A 16,760-nucleotide genomic window follows, 5' to 3' on the forward strand; every position below is an offset into this window, starting at 1 on the left:
GGGGGCTCTCTTATATCTTTTCAACGACGTCATTGGCATCGGCTAAGGCGGTTTCAATTATACGGACCTCATCTGCTGACAAGGTAGAACCATTATTATCAGCCTCTTCCGCCACGCGCAGCCCCCTGCGCAGGCAATCTTCAATTTCGGTGTATTCAAGCATCGCTGCGTTTCCGACTAGATCATGCATCATGCGATGAACTTTACGCACCTTCGTTTCCAATGGATCAACACCTTCCGCCTCGCGCAGCGTGTCGGAAATGGCTTGCGTTCGCGTTGGCAGCCCTTCGATAAAGCGCTTTCGTGTTGCGGCAACACGTTGTTCATATGTCTCGGTTGGTGCCACAGAGTGTCCTTCTTATTTCCCCGAAAAGGAGCAATAACAGCCAGATTATTTTAAATGTCCGAAAGCTGTCAAAATTATGGCACAATACAGCATTTCCTGAGATTTCCACAGAAAAATAATGGTGTATCTGCCGATCCAATTTAGGCAGACCCTGAGCTGCCGCAGGTCAAAGCAGATGTTTGAACAGACCAAAGAGGTCACGCTGGGACGAGATGTTAAGTTTGCGGTATAGGTTGCGGCGATGCACCTTGCAGGTCTCAGTCGCGATTTCCAACGTCTTGGCGGCAGAACCGTTGGAGTGCCCCTGCAAAACCAGCCCTGCAATCTGCGCCTCGCGGGCGGTGAGCGCAAATTGCAGCACGTCCTTGGCGTAGTTTCGGATCAAATCAGCCAAAGGCGGGCGCGCTGCAACCAGCCTGTCATGCGCCGCCGGGGAGATTTTGTTGCAATGCTGCGTCAACAGCTCCAGCAACAGCGGGGCATACTTGCGCAAATACCGTAACTCTGCCCGGCGAAACGGCCCTTGGGCATCGCGGCGGCTCATAGATAGATGCGCCACCCCACCCCGCGCCACCGGGGCCAGCAGGCCAACTTCATCACACAGCCCCGACCCCCGGTAATATTGCAGGTAATACTCGCTGGAGAAGAACCTGTCTGGCGCGACCTCCGACAGACGAAATACGCCACCGCCCTCAACACGGTCCCGATACTGAAAAAACGGGTCAAAGGCATAGGTGCTTTCCAGATACTCAGCCAGGGCCGTGGGGCGCAGGCGGCCGGGCTCGATCCAATGGTCCAACAAGCTGGGCGGCTGACCGGGATCAAAGCGCATCATCAGAAAGGTGCCAAAGGCCACCCTCGCGCGAAACAGTGCTTGATAGACGTCGAAAAAGGCCGGGGTGCCGACCGCCTGCATGGCGTCGCGGAGCAGGGAAACCTCGCTTATTGTCAGATTATCGCTCAAGAAATACTCACATTTCGGGCAATATGGTCAAATTTACTACCCCAGTGGGGGTATATATTGTCACGCCCATTGCCGCAATCATGCGGGTATGCGCTTGTTTGATCAAATATCGCAGGCCGAACTGACAGGGGGTTCAATGACCAAGGCAATCACCGCACAATCACTGCGCAAGGTATATCCCGGCAATCCGCCGGTAGAAGCATTGGCAAGTATTGACGTTGAGATTCAGGACAATGAATTTTTCACGCTGCTAGGGCCATCGGGCTGTGGAAAGACGACTTTGCTGAGGCTGATCGCGGGGTTTGAGCATCCGACCTCGGGCAAGCTGGACATGTTTGGGGAAAGCTTGCTTGACGCGCCCCCCTATAAACGCCCGATCAATACTGTCTTTCAAAACTACGCGCTTTTCCCGCATATGACTGTGGCGGAAAACATCGCTTTTGGGCTGCAAATGCTTGGCACCCCCAAAGCATCTGTCAAAGCGACAGTGGGCGAGATGATGGAACTGGTGCAGATGTCTCATCTCGCCGACCGCCAGACCGGGCAAATCTCTGGTGGGCAGCAACAGCGTGTGGCACTGGCCCGCGCCTTGGCTCCCCGCCCCAAAATCCTATTGCTGGATGAACCGCTCAGCGCGCTGGATTTTAAGCTGCGCAAACAGATGCAGTTAGAGTTGAAGCGCCTGCAAACTGAAACCGGCATCACCTTTATCTTTGTGACCCATGACCAAGAAGAAGCCCTGACCATGTCAGACCGGATCGCGGTCATGTCGAACGGTGCCATTCGTCAGATTGGCCGCCCCCGCGAGATTTATGATCGCCCCGCTGATCGTTTCGTCGCTGATTTCATTGGTGATACGAATTTCCTACCGGCCGAGGTGATCTCTAACAGCGGCGAGGTGACGCGCCTGCGTCTCTCCTCGGGGCAAGAGGTTGATGCACATGCGCGCGATGGGGCCCAAGGCAAGGTCACGCTGGCCCTGCGACCAGAGCACGCCGAGTTGACCGACGATGGCGCGGGGTTGCTTGCCGGGACGTTGCGCGAAGTGGTCTATTTCGGGACCGATACCCATTTCCATGTCACCCTCGACGATGGCAGCGATTTTGTCCTGCGGCGCCAAAATTCCCCCGCCGATGGCAATGATTTTGCAACCGGTGATCGGGTCGGACTGACCTTCCCCGCCGGGGCCGCCCAAGTGTTGAGGGATTAAGCCATGGCAGAGCTATCCAACACCGTCTCGCAACGCGCTGCACGCAACCGCTGGCTGCTGCTGACCCCGGCGCTGATCATCCTGATCTTTGCCGCCAGTGGCCCACTGCTTATTACGCTGTTCTATTCCTTCCTGACCCCCGGTGATTACGGCGGCGTGGAGTGGGAGTTTTCGACCGACGCATGGTTTGGCGTCTTGATGCAGCGCGACATCTTTGATGACACGCTCGGCTGGTCAGATGCGCATCTCAGCATTCTGTGGCGGTCGGTCAAACTTTCCGTCCTGACCACAATCGCCTGTCTCTTCTTTGGCTTTCCGACGGCCTATTTTATCGCGACACGGCCCAAGAAACAGCGCGAATTCTGGATGTTGCTGATTATCATCCCGTTCTGGACAAACCTGCTGATCCGCACCTTTGCCATTCTGGAGTTGATCCGCAACGAGGGCACGATCAACAGCATTCTGATCGCACTTGGCATCATTGATGAGCCGATCCAGATGCTGTTTACCGAGTTTTCGATCATCCTCGGCATGGTCTATGTCTACCTGCCGCTGATGGTGCTGCCGATCTATGCCGCGCTTGAGCGGTTGGACTTCCGGTTGGTCGAGGCAGGGTATGACCTTTACGCCACCCGGTTCAACGTGCTGCGCCGGGTGATCCTGCCGCTGGTCAAACCGGGGGTGATCGCGGGGTCGATCCTTGTGCTGGTGCCATCGCTGGGTGCCTATGTGACACCGCGCGTCATGGGCGGCGGCAACCAGTTGATGCTGGGCAATCTGATTGAATTGCAGTTCGGACAGGGCCGCAACTGGCCCTTGGGCGCTGCGCTGTCGATCACCCTGCTGGCGATCGTGATGGTGGCCCTTCTGGCCTATGTCCGCGCGGCGGGGAATGAGGAGGTAAAACATGGCTAAACGCGGTTTTGACATTCGCAAGCTCAGGGGCTTTTCCGGCATCGCCATGACCTGCTTCGTCATGCTCTACATGCCCATCGTGCTCTTGGTGGTCTATTCCTTCAACGCAGGCACCTCCATCGCGATTTGGGAGGGGTTCTCGTGGCGCTGGTATGTCTCGGCTTGGGACAATGAGATGGTGCAAGAGGCGACGGTGCGCAGCTTGATTATCGCGCTGTCTGCTGCCGCCATCGCCACGACGGCTGCGGTTCTTGCGGCACTCGCCACCACCCGCAACCGCAAATTCCGTGGGCAAACCGCGATCTTTGCGCTGATCCACCAACCTCTCATGGTGCCCGAGATTGTGACAGCCGTGGCGCTGCTGATCTTCTTTGCCACGATCAAGGTCGCTACCGGCTACACCGGTCTGATGTATCTGATTATCGCGCATTCGGCCTTTTGCATCCCCTTCGCCTACCTGCCGATCCGCGCACGGTTACAGGGGATGGACCTCAGCCTAGAGCAAGCCGCAGCCGATCTTTACGCCACACCCTTTCAAGTCTTTCGCCGGGTGACACTGCCGCAACTTTGGCCTGGCATCCTTGCGGGGGCGATGTTGGCATTCGTCATCAGCCTTGATGATGTGGTGATAACCGAGTTTGTTAAATCCGCCGGGCAGGATACGCTGCCAACTTACATGCTGGGCCAATTACGGCGGGTGGTGACGCCAGAGATCAACGCGATTTCGACCGTATTGTTGATGATCTCTGTCTTGATGGTGATCGCCTATACCCTGCTCAGCAGAACCAAAAAATAATCAACCAAAGGGAGCTTAAGATGAAAAAGACACTGACAGCGATCGGCCTTATCCTTGCCGGGCCAGCTTTGGCCGAAGGGGAGCTGAACCTCTATAACTGGGGCAATTACACCAGCCCGGAAATGATCGAGAAGTTCGAGAAAGAGACCGGCATCAAGGTCACGATCACCGACTATGACAGCAACGATACCGCACTGGCCAAGATCAAGGCGGGCGGTCATGGCTTTGACATTGTCGTGCCGTCGGGGACCTATGTGCCGATCTTCATCGGTGAAGGGCTGCTGATGGAAAGCAAACCCAACGAGATGGAGAACTTCAAAAACATGGACCCGCAGTGGGTCGATGTCGAATTCGATCCAGGCCGCAATTACACCGTGCCGTGGCAGTGGGGCACCGTTGGTGTGACAGTCAATACCGCAGTCTATAGCGGCGACATCAACACCGCCGCCGTGATCTTTGACCCGCCAGAAGAGTTAAAAGGCAAGATCAACGTGGTGCCAGAGATGAACGACGTGATGGGCATGGCGATCCACTATGCGGGCGGCGATCAATGCACCGCCGACAAAGAGGTCTTGAAAGAGGTCCGCGACATCCTGCGCGCGGCCAAGCCGAACTGGCTGTCGATGGACTATGGCAACATCGAGAAATACGCCAAGGGTGACCTCGCCGCCGGGGTGAACTGGAACGGCGCGTCCTTCCGGGCACGCAACCAGAACGAAGACATCGCCTTTGGCTACCCCCAAGAAGGCTACCCCGTCTGGATGGACAATGCGGCGATCCTTGCCGATGCGACCAATGTGGAAGAGGCGAAAACCTTTCTCAATTTCGTGATGGATCCGGAAAACGCTGCGATGCTGTCTGAATTCGCGCGTTATGCGAACGGCATCAAAGGCTCGGAAGAGTTCATGCCCGAAGACATGAAAAGCGCCCCCGAAGTTGTGGTGCCGGAAGATCTGAAATCGGCGGCCTATGTGGCCAAAGTCTGCCCACCCGAGGCAACAAAGCTCTACACCGCGATCTGGACTGACCTTCAGAAGTAAGCGGCGAAGATAGATGCAGGCGGGCTTTGGTCCGTCTGCACCTCAACGGCCCCCACTCAAGACAAAGGAATACCTCATGCCGGCAGATATCGTCATCCACAACGGGGCCTTGATGACCTTCGATGACGCCCAGCCCAAAGCTGAGGCGCTCGCGATTTCAGGCGGTAAGATCACCCATGTCGGCACTGACGCCGAGGTGATGGCCCAGATTGGAGCCGAAACCCGCGTCATCGACGCGCAGGGCGGCACCGTGTTGCCGGGGTTCATCGACAGCCATGTGCATCTCTTTGGTGGCTCGGTCGAACTGGAATACCTCAACCTTTATGGCGTAGAAGGCTTGGACGAGATGCGCCGTCTGATCCTGCCCTATTCCGACGCGAACCCGAACGACGCGCTGCTATTCTGCGTGATGGCAGACTACGGCATTCTTGGCACCGGCAGCACGCTGACGCGGCAGGATCTGGATGCCATCCTGCCCGACCGCCCCCTTGCCATGTTCGCGCCTGACCATCACACCGTCTGGGCCAATACCTCCGCGCTGAAAGCCGCCGGGCTGCTGGAAGGTGGCACCGTTGATGCGGGCTCGGAAATCGTCATGGGCGCGGATGGACTGGCAAGCGGTGAACTGCTGGAGCCCGGAGCCTATAGTCCGGTCCTTGCCCTCACCCGCCACGGTGGGCGCGATATGCTGGGGCTGACCAGCGGCAAAGACCCGGTGCCGCCCGCGACCGCACAGCAACGCGAGATGGACAAAGATGTCATCGCTCGTGGCCTTGCTCATTGCGCCGCGCAAGGCATCACCGGCCTGCACCTGATGGATGGCAACCGCTACCAGCTTGAACTGCTGTCCGAGCTTGAGACCGAAGGCCGTCTGCTCTGCCGCTGCACCGTGCCCTTTCACCTTAAAGGCACCGACCCCGTTGAGCGGATCGGCCACGAAGCCCCCGCCATGCGCGCCGATTACCACGGCGACAAGCTGCGCTGTATCCATGTGAAAATGTTCATCGACGGCGTGATCGAAAGCGGCACCGCGCTGATGCTGCGCCCTTATCCCGGCGATCTGGGAGCAGATGGCAACACCGGCGATGAGGTCTTTACTCAAGAGCATTTTGTTGCCGCCTGCGTGGAAGCAGACAGGCTCGGTTTTCAGATCGCGGTCCATGCCATCGGCGATGCCGCTGTGCGGCGTACCATTGATGCCTTTGAGGCCGCGCAAAAGGCCAATGGCACACGCGACAGCCGCCACCGGATTGAACATATCGAAGTAATGCATCTGGACGACCTGCCCCGTCTATCTAAGTTGGGCATCGTCGCGTCACTGCAACCGGGTCACGCCCCGCTTGGCCATATCTTCCCGCCAGAGGGTGTCACCAACTACCTGCACCCCGATCAGATCGCGGGGGCCTATGCATGGCAATCCATCCGAGAAAGCGGCGCAAAGGTCGTCTTTTCAACCGATTGGCCAGTGATCCCTGTAGATGTCATGCGCACCATCAAAGCCGCGATTGCGCCGCTGGATCTTGGCGAAGAATGGGCGGATCAGAGCCAAAGCTTAGAAGACACGCTGGCAAGCTATACCCGCGACAACGCCTGGGTTGAGTTTGCCGAAGACACACGTGGCAGGCTCAAACCCGGCATGGACGCCGATGTGGCCGTGCTAAGCCATGATCTGACCCAGTTGCCCCCCGCGCAGATCACAAATGCCGAGGCCCGCGCGACCATCATGGGCGGTGAGCTGACGTTTCAAAGATAAATGCAACGAAAGCCGAGATTCAGAGATCTGGATTAGAGCATCTGAAACAGGCCAAGCTCTTATCCGTCTAGTCACTGGCTAAGAGGGGGCAGACGGGCGCGAGGTGTCGCGCCCGTCCGAAGTTTAACTGTCTTTTGCCGCGAGGATCGCATCTGGGGTGATCGGCAAATGCCGAACCCGCGCGCCCGTCGCGTTGAAGATCGCATTGGCGATGGCGGGCGCGATGACCGTGGTGCCCGGCTCGCCAAGACCGACAGGCACTTCCGTGCTTTCCACGAACGCGACTTCAACGTCTGGCACGTCGATCATCCGCAGCGGGGTGTAAGACCCGAGGTTAAGGTCGATAACCTTGCCATCTTCGATCCGCGTGCCCTCATGCAGCGCCATGGATAGACCCCAAAGTGCCGCCCCTTCGCATTGCGCGCGCGCCCCGTCGGGGTCGACAACCGTACCACAATCGAACGCCAGCCACATCTTCTCGACAGCGACCTCGCCCGTTTCAGAATCCACCGCCAGCTTAACGGCGGCAGCGGTCCAAGTGGGCATGGTCCGCGATTGGCCAAAGGTGGTGGCAATCCCGATTGCCGTGCCCTCGGGCAGGTCGGTTGTGCCATAGCCCGACATCTCGGCCACGCGCTGCAGAACGGTTGCCTGACGCGATGCGCCGCCAACCGCGTTGGGGGCAGAGCCTGCGTTGATGCCTTCGGCCTTCAGGTGATCCAGACGGAACTGCAAGGGATCGGCACCGATCTTATGTGCAGCCTCATCCATGAAGCTTTCGACTGCAAAGTTGGTCCAGCCAGGTCCGACAGAGCGTAGCCAACCGGGACGGAAAGTCGCGTTCGCCAGATCGTTGGAGATCGCCCGCACGCGGTGCGCGCCGACGGTGTACCAATGATCGGCCCCGTCAATGGCGAAGGGATCGTAGGGCTCTTCATTGACGCCTTTAGGCATGAAGCCCGGTGCCATCACCTGTGTCGGCCAACCCGCCGCGGCGTGGTGTTCCATGCCCGTGACGGCTTTGCCATCGTCAAACGCCATGCGCAGTTTCTGCACCGAAGGCGAGCGAATGCTGTCAAACTGCGCATCTTCCTCGCGGGAGAAGACCAGTTTCACGGGCTTGCCAACAGCTTTGGACGCCAGTGCTGCGGGCACGATGTAGTCACCGTTCAACCGGCGGCCAAAACCCCCGCCCAGCATATAGCTGCGCATCACGATCTTATCGGCGGGCACCTCCAACGCGACGGCCAGCGTCGGCAGGATCAGCGATTGCCACTGGTTGCCCGCGTGAGTTTCCCAGACGCCATCGGCGTTCTGGAAGACAGTCGCGTTCACCGGCTCCATCTGGAAGTGCAGCACGGATTGCGTGGTGTACTCGGCCTCAAGCGTCTCGGTGGCGGTGTCGAAAACGGCGCTGGTCTCGGGCCGCTCGGTGTGCAGGATCGACCCGGCGTCGCCTCCGATCAACTCCCGCGAGCGGGCTTGGATATCGTCCTCGGACACATCAGCCGTTTCGCCTGCGGTCCAATCGACGCTGATCTCATAGGTGGCCATCCGCGCGGCGTGGAGCGATTTGCCCAACACCACAACCCAGCCCGGCACGGTGCCCGACGGATCATCCAGCACCACGGTTTCAAGGTAGCCTTTGACCTCTTTCGCGGCGCTGTCATCGACTGAATTGACCTTGGAGCCATAGCGCGTCGGTGGCAGCATCGGTACGCCGTAGACCATGCCATCAACCTTGGCATCGAGACCATAGATCGCCTGACCGGTGGTCTTTGTATCCAGATCAAGCGGATGCACGTCTTGGCCCACAAGGCGCAGATCGGCGTGGGGTTTCAACGACAGGGCAGCCAATTCGTCTTCGGTAAAGCTCCGGTCGAGCCCTTCGGCCACCAGATCGCCGTAGCTGATGCTTTGCGTGCCATCGGTCACGGCACCGTCGCGTGCGGAGAGGCCAGAGGCATCGACGCCCCACTTGGCCGCCGCCGCTTCGATCAGCGCGGTACGGCCCGCAGCGCCTGCCTGACGGTAGACCGGCCAGCTTTGCCAGATCGACCAGCTGCCGCCGGTGACCATCAGGCCCCATTTTTCATCCGTATCGACATGGGTGATGTGCACATTTTCCCAAGCGACTTCCAACTCATCCGCCAGAATACGCGCGATGGCGGTGCCGACGTGTTGGCCCATTTCGGCGCGGATGATGTTGACGTTGACCTGACCCTCGGCGTCGATCCAGTACCACATCGACGGCTCGAACGCCTGGCCGTTTGGCGCGATCGGTGTGCCATCTGGCACGGCAGGGTTCATCGCGGCGTTCGACGCCTGCGGGAAGCCAAAGGCAACGCCAGCGGCGGTCATGGACACCAGAAACCCACGGCGGGTCATTTGCGATTGATTGTCGGAGCCTTTCAGGCGGGACATCAGATTAGCCATTGTCGGAGCCTCCCATCGCGGTGGCGGCGTCGCGCACGGCTTGGCGGATACGGGGATAGGTCATGCAGCGGCAAAGGTTGCCGGTCATCACCGCGTCGATGTCTTCGTCGCTGGGATTGGGCGTGTCTTGCAACAGCGATGCTGCCTGCATGATCTGGCCCGACTGGCAGTAACCGCACTGCGGCACGCGCAGGTTGCGCCACGCTTCTTGAACGGGGTGATTGCCCTTCTCGTCCAGCCCTTCGATGGTGGTGACCGACAGGCCCTCAACATCCGCGAGATAGGTGATGCAGGACCGTGTCGCCGTGCCATCGATATGCACGGTACAAGCGCCGCAGGCCCCGATGCCGCAGCCAAACTTGGTGCCGGTAAGACCGATTTCATCGCGGATCGCCCATAGTAGGGGCATGTCCGGGTCTGCGTCGACAGAGATCTGCCGCCCGTTCAATTCGAATTTTATCATGAAGTGGTTGTCCCTTGGGGTATGATTTGCCTGAGGGGAGCGCGCGTATAGCTGCCCTGACGTGAGAGGCTGTACATAGGTCTAATGACGGTCGGTGACAGCGCCAGACTGACCTCATCACGGAAATGTCAGATTAACTGCGCCGCCCCTTAGACGTGCTGCCCGCCATTGATCTCAATCTCGGTTCCCGACACATACGAACTTTCCTCGCTACACAGGAAATAGATCGCCCGTGCCACCTCATCCGGCTGGCCGAGGCGGCGCATGGGGATGTCGCGCACAATCTTGTCGGTGCCTTCGCTGAGGATCGCCGTCTCCACCTCGCCCGGTGCGATTGCGTTTACCCGCACGCCAAGCGGGCCGAAATCATGGGCCATCTCACGGGTCAGCGCGGCAAGCGCCGCCTTGGAGGTCGCATAGGCCGCACCGGCAAAGGGATGCACCCGCGACCCGGCGATAGAGGTCACATTCACCACCGACCCGCGCCCGGCAGACAGTTCATCCTGAAGCCCCCGCGCCAGCACCACGGAGGCGAAGAAATTCACATGAAACACCTGCCCCCACGTCCGCAGATCGGTGTCGAGCGTGCTGAGCCTGGCCCCGTCCTCCCCCTTTGGCGAAATGCCCGCGTTGTTGACCAGCGCATGCAGCGGGTTGCCGTTCAGCAGCCGCTTGACCTGTGCCACGGCCTCAATCGTCTGGTTCGGATCGCTCAGATCGACCTGCACATGATCCTGCGCCCCACCGGGCCAAGGGCATTCGGGCGAGAACGCCTGCCGTGAACAACCGATCACCCGCCAGCCCTTATTCGCGAAAGCCTTGGCCGTGGCATGGCCGATGCCCCGGCTCGCCCCCGTCAAAAGCAGCGTCTTTTGGTCGTGGTCCGCAGTATCCATCGCTTGATCCATATCCGGCATAACGCCTGAAATAGCGCCCTAGTCCGCAGCGGCCAGAGCGCGTTCATACTCCTGCCCCGGAATAGCGTCGAGCAGGCTGCGCGTATAGGCGGTATCGGGATCGTGCAGAACTTTGCTGACCGGGCCGGCTTCGACGATCTGGCCTTTTTGCATGACGATGATCCGGTCACAAATCCGCGCGGCGACGCGCAGGTCGTGGGTGATAAAGAGCATCGACAGGTTCAGCCTTGTTTTCAACTCGGCCAGCAGATCAAGCACCTGCGCCTGAATGGACACGTCGAGCGCCGAGACGGCCTCATCCGCGATGATGATCGACGGCTCTAGCGCCAACGCACGGGCAATACCGATCCGCTGCCGCTGCCCGCCTGAAAACTCATGCGGGAAACGCTTCATCGCGCTTTCGTCCAGCCCGACCAGTTCAAGCAGTTCACGCGCTTTGGCCTTTGCCTCTTTATCCGGCGTGCCATAGGCGATCAGCCCTTCGGTAAGAATACGCGAGACACGGGCGCGGGGATTGAGCGAAGAAAACGGGTCTTGAAAGATCATCTGCAACTTGCGCCGCTGCGCGCGCAGTTCCGCGCCTGACATATGCGCGATGTCGACGTCATCCATCAGCACGCGGCCCCCGTCGGGATCAAGCAGACGCACCAGACAACGCCCGACGGTGGATTTGCCAGAACCGGATTCTCCAACAATGCCAATCGTCTCGCCCGCGTAGAGGTCAAAGCTTACGTCCTGCACGGCCTTCACCACACGGCGCTTACCAAAGAGCGTGCCAGAGCCGGTCGAGAAGGTCTTTTGCAGCCCTTCGACCTTGAGCAGCGGCGCGCGCTCAATCTGCTTGGGCGCGTCGGTTTGGGTCAGCCGGGGGATCGCGTCGATCAGGGCGCGGGTATAGGGGTGTTGGGGTTTCAGCAGCACCTCTTGCGCCGGACCAGCCTCAACGATCTCACCCTTTTTCATGACGATCACCCGGTCGGCAATATCCGCCACTACGCCAAAGTCATGGGTGATGAAAATTACCGCCATGCCGCGCTTGCGGCGCAGGTCTTCGATCAGCGTGAGGATCTGCGCTTGGGTTGTTACATCAAGCGCCGTCGTCGGCTCATCCGCGATCAGGATGTCAGGCTCCAGCGCCAAAGCCATCGCGATCATGACCCGCTGCCGCTGCCCGCCAGACAGCTGGAACGGATAGGCCCGGATCGCCGCTTGGGGATCGGGGATGCCGACCTCCTCCAACAGCTTAAGCGCCCGCGCCCGCCGTTCTGCGCCTGTAAGCGCACCATGCGCCTCAAACACCTCGGCAATCTGCGCGCCAACGCGCATCAGCGGGTTCAGCGCGCTGAGGGGTTCCTGAAAGATCATCGAAATACGGCTACCGCGCAGCTTCAACATCTCTTTCTCAGAGAGTCCAAGGATCGACTGGCCGTCAAAGGTGATGCTGCCTTTGTCGGGCACAACGCCTTGCGGCAACAGCCCCATCACCGCATTGGCCGACATGGATTTGCCCGACCCGCTTTCGCCGACGATGCAGAGGATTTCGCCCGGTGCGAGGTCAAAGTTAATGTCCTTGGCAGCATAGAGCCGGTCGGCCCCCATGGGCAAAGCGATAGACAGATCACGGATGCTAAGCAGGGTCATTCGGATTTCCTCGTCAATCGCGGGTTCAGCGCGTCGTTCAGGCCCTCGCCGATCAGGTTCAGCGCCAGCACGGTCAAAAGGATCGCCATCCCCGGTAGGAACGACAGCCACCATGCGGTGCGGATCACGGTGCGTGCGGCCCCGATCATATAGCCCCAAGACATGATGTTCGGATCGCCCAGCCCCAGAAAGGACAGTGAGCTTTCCAGCAAGATCGCCTGCGCTACCATCAGCGAGGCCAGCACGATAATCGGCGGCAGCGCGTTGGGCAGGATGTGGCGGGTGATGATCTGAAGGTTGCCAAGGCCGGACAGGCTCGCCGCCTCGACAAACTCGCGGGTTCTGAGCGACAGCACCTCACCGCGCACCAGACGCGCCACCGGCGGCCATGAGACGATTGAGATCGCGATGATCACGAAGGTCAGGCTGGGCTGAAAGATCGCCAAGAGCACGATGGCGAGCGCAAAGCTGGGGATGGTCTGAAAGAACTCGGTAAAGCGCATGAGCGCATCATCGATCCGACCTGCGAAATACCCCGCCGCTGCGCCAACTGGCACGCCAATCGCCAGCGCCACGATGGTCGAGACCAGCCCGACCAGCAGGCTCACGTAAGCGCCGTGGGCCAGCCCCGCCAGCACGTTGCGGCCAAGCGCATCGGTGCCCAGCATCAACCCGTCTTGGGTAAAGGGCGGCAGAAAGGGGCGCTGCACCATTTTCCACGGGCTCTGCGGGAACAGGATGGGCGCAAGGATGGCAGCGGCGATGACGAAGGTCAGGATGACCAGACCAATGACCGCGCCACGGTTATAACTGAAACGTTTCCAAAAGCTCATCATGTCGTCAGCCTTATCCGCGGATCAACAATGACATAGATGACATCCGTGATCAGGTTGAACAGCAGCACCATGGCCGCCGAGATGTAAAAGACCCCGAGGATCACGTTGTAATCCCGCTGGTTGATCGCCTCGAACATCAGCCGCCCGATGCCGGGCCATGCAAAGACAGTCTCGGTCAGGATGGCCCCGCCAAAGATTTGCCCCGCCTGAAGCCCGGCCAGCGTAATGACCGGCAAAAGCGCGTTGCGCAGGATGTGTCGGCGTTGGATCACACCACGCGTCAGCCCCTTGGCACGGGCAGTTTTGACGAAATCGAGCCGCGAGACTTCGAGCATCGAAGCTCGCGTCATCCGCATATAAATCGCCGTAAAGAACAGCCCCAAGGTACTGGCCGGGAGGACGAGGTGTTTGGCCACGTCCAGTACATGGGCAAACCCCGTATAGCCCGCGCCGATGGTGGAATAGCCAAAGCCCGGCAACCATTCGAGCCAGACTGAGAACACCAGCGTCGCCATCAGCGCCACCCAGAACAACGGTGTCGCGTAAAACAGCAGCGCGAAGGTGGAGATCAGCGTGTCACCCCACCGCCCCTGCCGGGCAGAGGCCGCGACGCCGGCGGTTACGCCCAGCACCAACGACAGCACGAAGGCCACGCCGGTCAGCAAAAGCGTCGCTGGCAGACGGTCGCCAATCATCTCGACCACCGGCATCTGCTGGCGGAAGGAATAGCCCAGATCAAGCTGCACCGCGCCTTTGATATAGAGCCACAGCTGCATGTAGAGCGGTTGGTCCAGCCCGAAACGCGCCCTCAGGTCCGCAAGGAATTTCTCGTCCGCCGCCCCTGCTTCGCCCGCCATGACCGCCGCAGGGTCACCCGGTGCCGCATGGATCAGCAGGAAATTGAAGACAAGGATCGCCAGCAGGATAAACACCGCCTTGACCAACCTGCTCAATATGAAACGTATCACGCTATCCGCCCCGTTCTTGTTCTAAGATTTGTCCGGGCCACCTAAGCAGCCCGAACCTTGCGCATAGGTGCGTCGTTTACTTATCCAGCCACACGTCGCGGAAACCGTCGTTCACACCAAAGGCGGTGTTAACGGGGTTCTTCACGTCACAGCGGTAGATCGTGGGGAAGCCTAGTTCCAAGAGCCAGATGTTCGGCACATCTTCGACGATCTGATCTTGGATTTCCTTATAGGCGGCCTTGCGCTCTTCGGGGCTGGCCATCAGTGCCGCTTCGGCGAACAACTTATCCGTTTCGGCATTTTGATAGTTTGCCACGTTGTTCCAAGGCGAACCGGGAGCGGCGTTGTCGCCCATATAGGTTCGCGAAACGCCAAGTGCCGGATCGCCATATTGGTAGAGGTAGGTAAAGGCGAGGTCATAGTCACGGTCCGCGACTTTCTGGTTCCAGCCCGCCACGTCCGAGGGCACAATCTCGGTCGTCATGCCGATTTCGCTCAAGTTCTGTTTGACCGCCTCGGCCCAACGCTGCCACGTCTCACCGTAAGGCAGACCCAGAATGCGGATGGTCTCGCCGTCATAGCTGCTGCTTTCCAACAGCTCTTTGGCCTTTTCCGGATCATAGGAGATATCCGGTGTCTCGCCGTCATAAAAGCGGGTGGAGGACGACAGCGGCCCGGTCGAAACCTTGCCCAGACCATTCCAAAGCGCGTCCTTGGCGAACTGACGGTCGACGCCATGCATGATCGCCTTGCGCACATTCACGTCATCAAGCGGCGCGTTGTCGTTGTTCACCCACATCCAAGACAGCGGGCCGAAGTATTCCCAGCCCTTGTCGGTGATGCAGGTGTTGTCCATCGCCTGAATACGCGCCACGTCGAAGTTTTCGACCGAGCCGCCGGGCAGAACGTCAACCTTGCCTGTCTCATAGGCCACGGCGCGCGACGCCGCGTCGGGGATCACGTGGTAATAGACTTCATCGACGTAGGGCTTGCCCTCCATGTAGTAGTCTTCGTTCTTCACCAGATGGATGAAGCTGCCCTTTTCCCATTCGTCGAATTTGAAGGGGCCGGTGCCGATGGGCGTGTTGTTCGCCTCGTTGTTCGCGAAATCCGTGCCTTCATAGATGTGCTTGGGGATCATCGGCGCGGTGCCGGGCTCAAAGATACCGATGAAGGGGCCGAAGGGCTGCTTGAGGTTGAAGACAACCGTGTATTCATCCGGCGTCTCAATGCTTTCGACATGCTCCATATAGGTGCGCATCCGCGAATGGCTTTCGCGTAGGAACTTGTCCATCGAAAATTCGACATCCGCTGAGGTGAAGGGCTCTCCGTCATGGAACACCACGCCCTCGCGCAGCTTGAATGTATAGGTCTTACCGTCCTCTGAAATCTCCCAAGATTCAGCCAATTGACCTTCGGGCTTCAGGTCGAAATCATAGCGCAGCAGGCTTTCGTAGATATCGCCGCCGACCATCTGTGTCGGGCCGTTCTGCACAAGGCCGATCATCAGGCTGGGCGGTTCTGGCTGGATCACAACGTTCAGCGTGCCGCCGGATTTGGGCGCGCCGTCCTGCGCCGCAAGTGGTCCGGCAATAGCCAGCGCCAAAACGGCTGCGGTTAATTTGGTAGTGTTAAGCATTTTAATCCCCATTGGTTGCATTGGTTCTCGCCTTCCCAAAGCATCCGGTCTGGTGCCGGTTCTGCATTTGGCTGGAACGAGGCCCGCGCGGCGCGCGGGGCTTGGCACTCTCATTCAGTGGTGGTGAATGATGCGATATATCTGATGATCCCCTCCCTTGCGTCGTCGATGTCAGCACGCATTCCCGCAGCTGCCGCAGCAGGGTCGCGATTCTCGCAGGCTGCAATAATCGCCTGGTGATGTCGAACCAGCCCGACCTGTTCGCGCGCATAATACCCAGCAATCAACGGCCCCATCCGCAGCCACAGCCCACCAAGGATCGCCAGCAGGATCGGCATTTCAGCCGCCTCAACCAGTGCGAAATGGAACTCTTGATTATATTTAACCGCCTGTGGCCAACGCCCCGCCTGCGCTGCGACCCCATTTCGATCCACAATCTTTTCCAGACGGCGAATTTCTTTCGGACCCACCCGCTCGGCCGCGCGGCCTGCGGCGAAACCTTCCAACTCACGCCGGATGCTAGCGATCTCAAGATACTGCGCCTCAGTCAGCACCGGAACCCGCACATCGCGCATACTGCGCTGCACCAACGCCTCGTCGCGCAGCAGCCGCTGCACCGCATCGCGCACCGGGGTCGAACTGGTGCCGAGCCGCGCTGCCAGCCCCCGAATTGTGACCTTTTCATTTGGACGCAGCTTGCCAGAAACCAAGTCTTGGCACAGGCGCTTATAGATCGCGTCGCCCAATGAAACTTGATTAATTTCGGCCATTGCGCCCTCATTCTCGCCAGTCAAATTCGACCAGTTTTGATGCATGATGCATCATTTCTATTGAGC

At 59.3% G+C, this 16,760-nt stretch carries 15 protein-coding genes; 5 read left to right on the top strand and 10 right to left on the bottom strand.

Features of this window, described 5'->3' with window-relative positions:
• Window positions 1-10: 10 nt before the first annotated feature.
• Together DSM110093_RS12585 and DSM110093_RS12590 are read right to left on the bottom strand one after the other, a co-directional pair.
• Complete coding sequence (locus DSM110093_RS12585) at window positions 11-346, bottom strand: hypothetical protein (protein ID WP_243265409.1); 336 nt, start codon at window positions 344-346, stop codon at window positions 11-13.
• Window positions 347-512: 166 nt separating this feature from the next.
• Window positions 513-1,310, bottom strand: a complete 798-nt coding sequence (locus tag DSM110093_RS12590) for a helix-turn-helix transcriptional regulator (protein WP_243265410.1) — start codon at window positions 1,308-1,310, stop codon at window positions 513-515.
• Window positions 1,311-1,446: 136 nt separating this feature from the next.
• Here DSM110093_RS12590 and DSM110093_RS12595 point away from each other — a divergent pair, with 136 nt between their 5' ends.
• From DSM110093_RS12595 to DSM110093_RS12615, 5 genes are all read left to right on the top strand, one after another.
• On the top strand, window positions 1,447-2,520 hold the full coding sequence (locus DSM110093_RS12595) for an ABC transporter ATP-binding protein (RefSeq protein ID WP_243261281.1): 1,074 nt from the start codon (window positions 1,447-1,449) through the stop codon (window positions 2,518-2,520).
• Window positions 2,521-2,523: 3 nt separating this feature from the next.
• Entirely contained in the window at window positions 2,524-3,435 is a 912-nt protein-coding gene (locus tag DSM110093_RS12600; protein ID WP_243265411.1) for an ABC transporter permease, read from the top strand.
• Window positions 3,428-4,231 (top strand): ABC transporter permease, encoded by an 804-nt coding sequence (locus DSM110093_RS12605; protein ID WP_243265412.1) that lies wholly within the window; start codon window positions 3,428-3,430, stop codon window positions 4,229-4,231. Before DSM110093_RS12600 ends, DSM110093_RS12605 begins: the two co-directional genes overlap by 8 nt.
• A 20-nt stretch (window positions 4,232-4,251) precedes the next feature.
• Window positions 4,252-5,271, top strand: coding sequence for an extracellular solute-binding protein (locus DSM110093_RS12610; protein WP_243265413.1), 1,020 nt, complete (start codon window positions 4,252-4,254; stop codon window positions 5,269-5,271).
• A gap of 76 nt (window positions 5,272-5,347) precedes the next feature.
• On the top strand, window positions 5,348-7,024 hold the full coding sequence (locus tag DSM110093_RS12615) for an amidohydrolase (RefSeq protein WP_243265414.1): 1,677 nt from the start codon (window positions 5,348-5,350) through the stop codon (window positions 7,022-7,024).
• A 123-nt stretch (window positions 7,025-7,147) separates the two neighbouring features.
• Here the strand turns inward: DSM110093_RS12615 and DSM110093_RS12620 are convergent, their stop codons facing one another.
• The 8 genes from DSM110093_RS12620 to DSM110093_RS12655 form a co-directional block, all read right to left on the bottom strand.
• Window positions 7,148-9,448, bottom strand: coding sequence for a molybdopterin cofactor-binding domain-containing protein (locus tag DSM110093_RS12620; protein WP_243265415.1), 2,301 nt, complete (start codon window positions 9,446-9,448; stop codon window positions 7,148-7,150).
• Between the two features lie 4 nt (window positions 9,449-9,452).
• Window positions 9,453-9,923 carry a (2Fe-2S)-binding protein gene (locus DSM110093_RS12625; RefSeq protein WP_243265416.1) on the bottom strand — a complete coding sequence of 157 codons (471 nt, stop codon included), beginning with the start codon at window positions 9,921-9,923 and terminating at the stop codon, window positions 9,453-9,455.
• A gap of 149 nt (window positions 9,924-10,072) precedes the next feature.
• Window positions 10,073-10,831, bottom strand: coding sequence for an SDR family oxidoreductase (locus tag DSM110093_RS12630; RefSeq protein ID WP_243265417.1), 759 nt, complete (start codon window positions 10,829-10,831; stop codon window positions 10,073-10,075).
• A gap of 27 nt (window positions 10,832-10,858) precedes the next feature.
• Window positions 10,859-12,481, bottom strand: a complete 1,623-nt coding sequence (locus DSM110093_RS12635; RefSeq protein ID WP_243265418.1) for an ABC transporter ATP-binding protein — start codon at window positions 12,479-12,481, stop codon at window positions 10,859-10,861.
• Window positions 12,478-13,317 (bottom strand): ABC transporter permease, encoded by an 840-nt coding sequence (locus DSM110093_RS12640; protein WP_243265419.1) that lies wholly within the window; start codon window positions 13,315-13,317, stop codon window positions 12,478-12,480. The genes DSM110093_RS12635 and DSM110093_RS12640 overlap by 4 nt, the downstream gene beginning before the upstream one ends.
• Window positions 13,314-14,285: an ABC transporter permease gene (locus DSM110093_RS12645; protein WP_243265420.1), complete on the bottom strand. Its 972-nt coding sequence runs from the start codon at window positions 14,283-14,285 to the stop codon at window positions 13,314-13,316. Before DSM110093_RS12645 ends, DSM110093_RS12640 begins: the two co-directional genes overlap by 4 nt.
• A gap of 76 nt (window positions 14,286-14,361) precedes the next feature.
• Window positions 14,362-15,924, bottom strand: coding sequence for an ABC transporter substrate-binding protein (locus DSM110093_RS12650; protein ID WP_243265421.1), 1,563 nt, complete (start codon window positions 15,922-15,924; stop codon window positions 14,362-14,364).
• A gap of 110 nt (window positions 15,925-16,034) precedes the next feature.
• Window positions 16,035-16,694, bottom strand: a complete 660-nt coding sequence (locus tag DSM110093_RS12655) for a GntR family transcriptional regulator (RefSeq protein WP_243265422.1) — start codon at window positions 16,692-16,694, stop codon at window positions 16,035-16,037.
• Between the last annotated feature and the right edge of the window lie 66 nt (window positions 16,695-16,760).

The organism is Sulfitobacter sp. DSM 110093, from assembly GCF_022788715.1.
Classification (GTDB): Bacteria; Pseudomonadota; Alphaproteobacteria; order Rhodobacterales; family Rhodobacteraceae; genus Sulfitobacter.

Coding starts and splice junctions, on each gene's coding strand:
- DSM110093_RS12635 (WP_243265418.1), bottom strand. CDS start 12,481: ATGACCCTGCTTAGCATCCGTGATCTGTCTATCGCTTTGCCCATGGGG.
- DSM110093_RS12640 (WP_243265419.1), bottom strand. CDS start 13,317: ATGATGAGCTTTTGGAAACGTTTCAGTTATAACCGTGGCGCGGTCATT.
- DSM110093_RS12625 (WP_243265416.1), bottom strand. CDS start 9,923: ATGATAAAATTCGAATTGAACGGGCGGCAGATCTCTGTCGACGCAGAC.
- DSM110093_RS12610 (WP_243265413.1), top strand. CDS start 4,252: ATGAAAAAGACACTGACAGCGATCGGCCTTATCCTTGCCGGGCCAGCT.
- DSM110093_RS12655 (WP_243265422.1), bottom strand. CDS start 16,694: ATGGCCGAAATTAATCAAGTTTCATTGGGCGACGCGATCTATAAGCGC.
- DSM110093_RS12650 (WP_243265421.1), bottom strand. CDS start 15,924: ATGCTTAACACTACCAAATTAACCGCAGCCGTTTTGGCGCTGGCTATT.
- DSM110093_RS12630 (WP_243265417.1), bottom strand. CDS start 10,831: ATGGATCAAGCGATGGATACTGCGGACCACGACCAAAAGACGCTGCTT.
- DSM110093_RS12595 (WP_243261281.1), top strand. CDS start 1,447: ATGACCAAGGCAATCACCGCACAATCACTGCGCAAGGTATATCCCGGC.
- DSM110093_RS12615 (WP_243265414.1), top strand. CDS start 5,348: ATGCCGGCAGATATCGTCATCCACAACGGGGCCTTGATGACCTTCGAT.
- DSM110093_RS12620 (WP_243265415.1), bottom strand. CDS start 9,448: ATGTCCCGCCTGAAAGGCTCCGACAATCAATCGCAAATGACCCGCCGT.
- DSM110093_RS12600 (WP_243265411.1), top strand. CDS start 2,524: ATGGCAGAGCTATCCAACACCGTCTCGCAACGCGCTGCACGCAACCGC.
- DSM110093_RS12605 (WP_243265412.1), top strand. CDS start 3,428: ATGGCTAAACGCGGTTTTGACATTCGCAAGCTCAGGGGCTTTTCCGGC.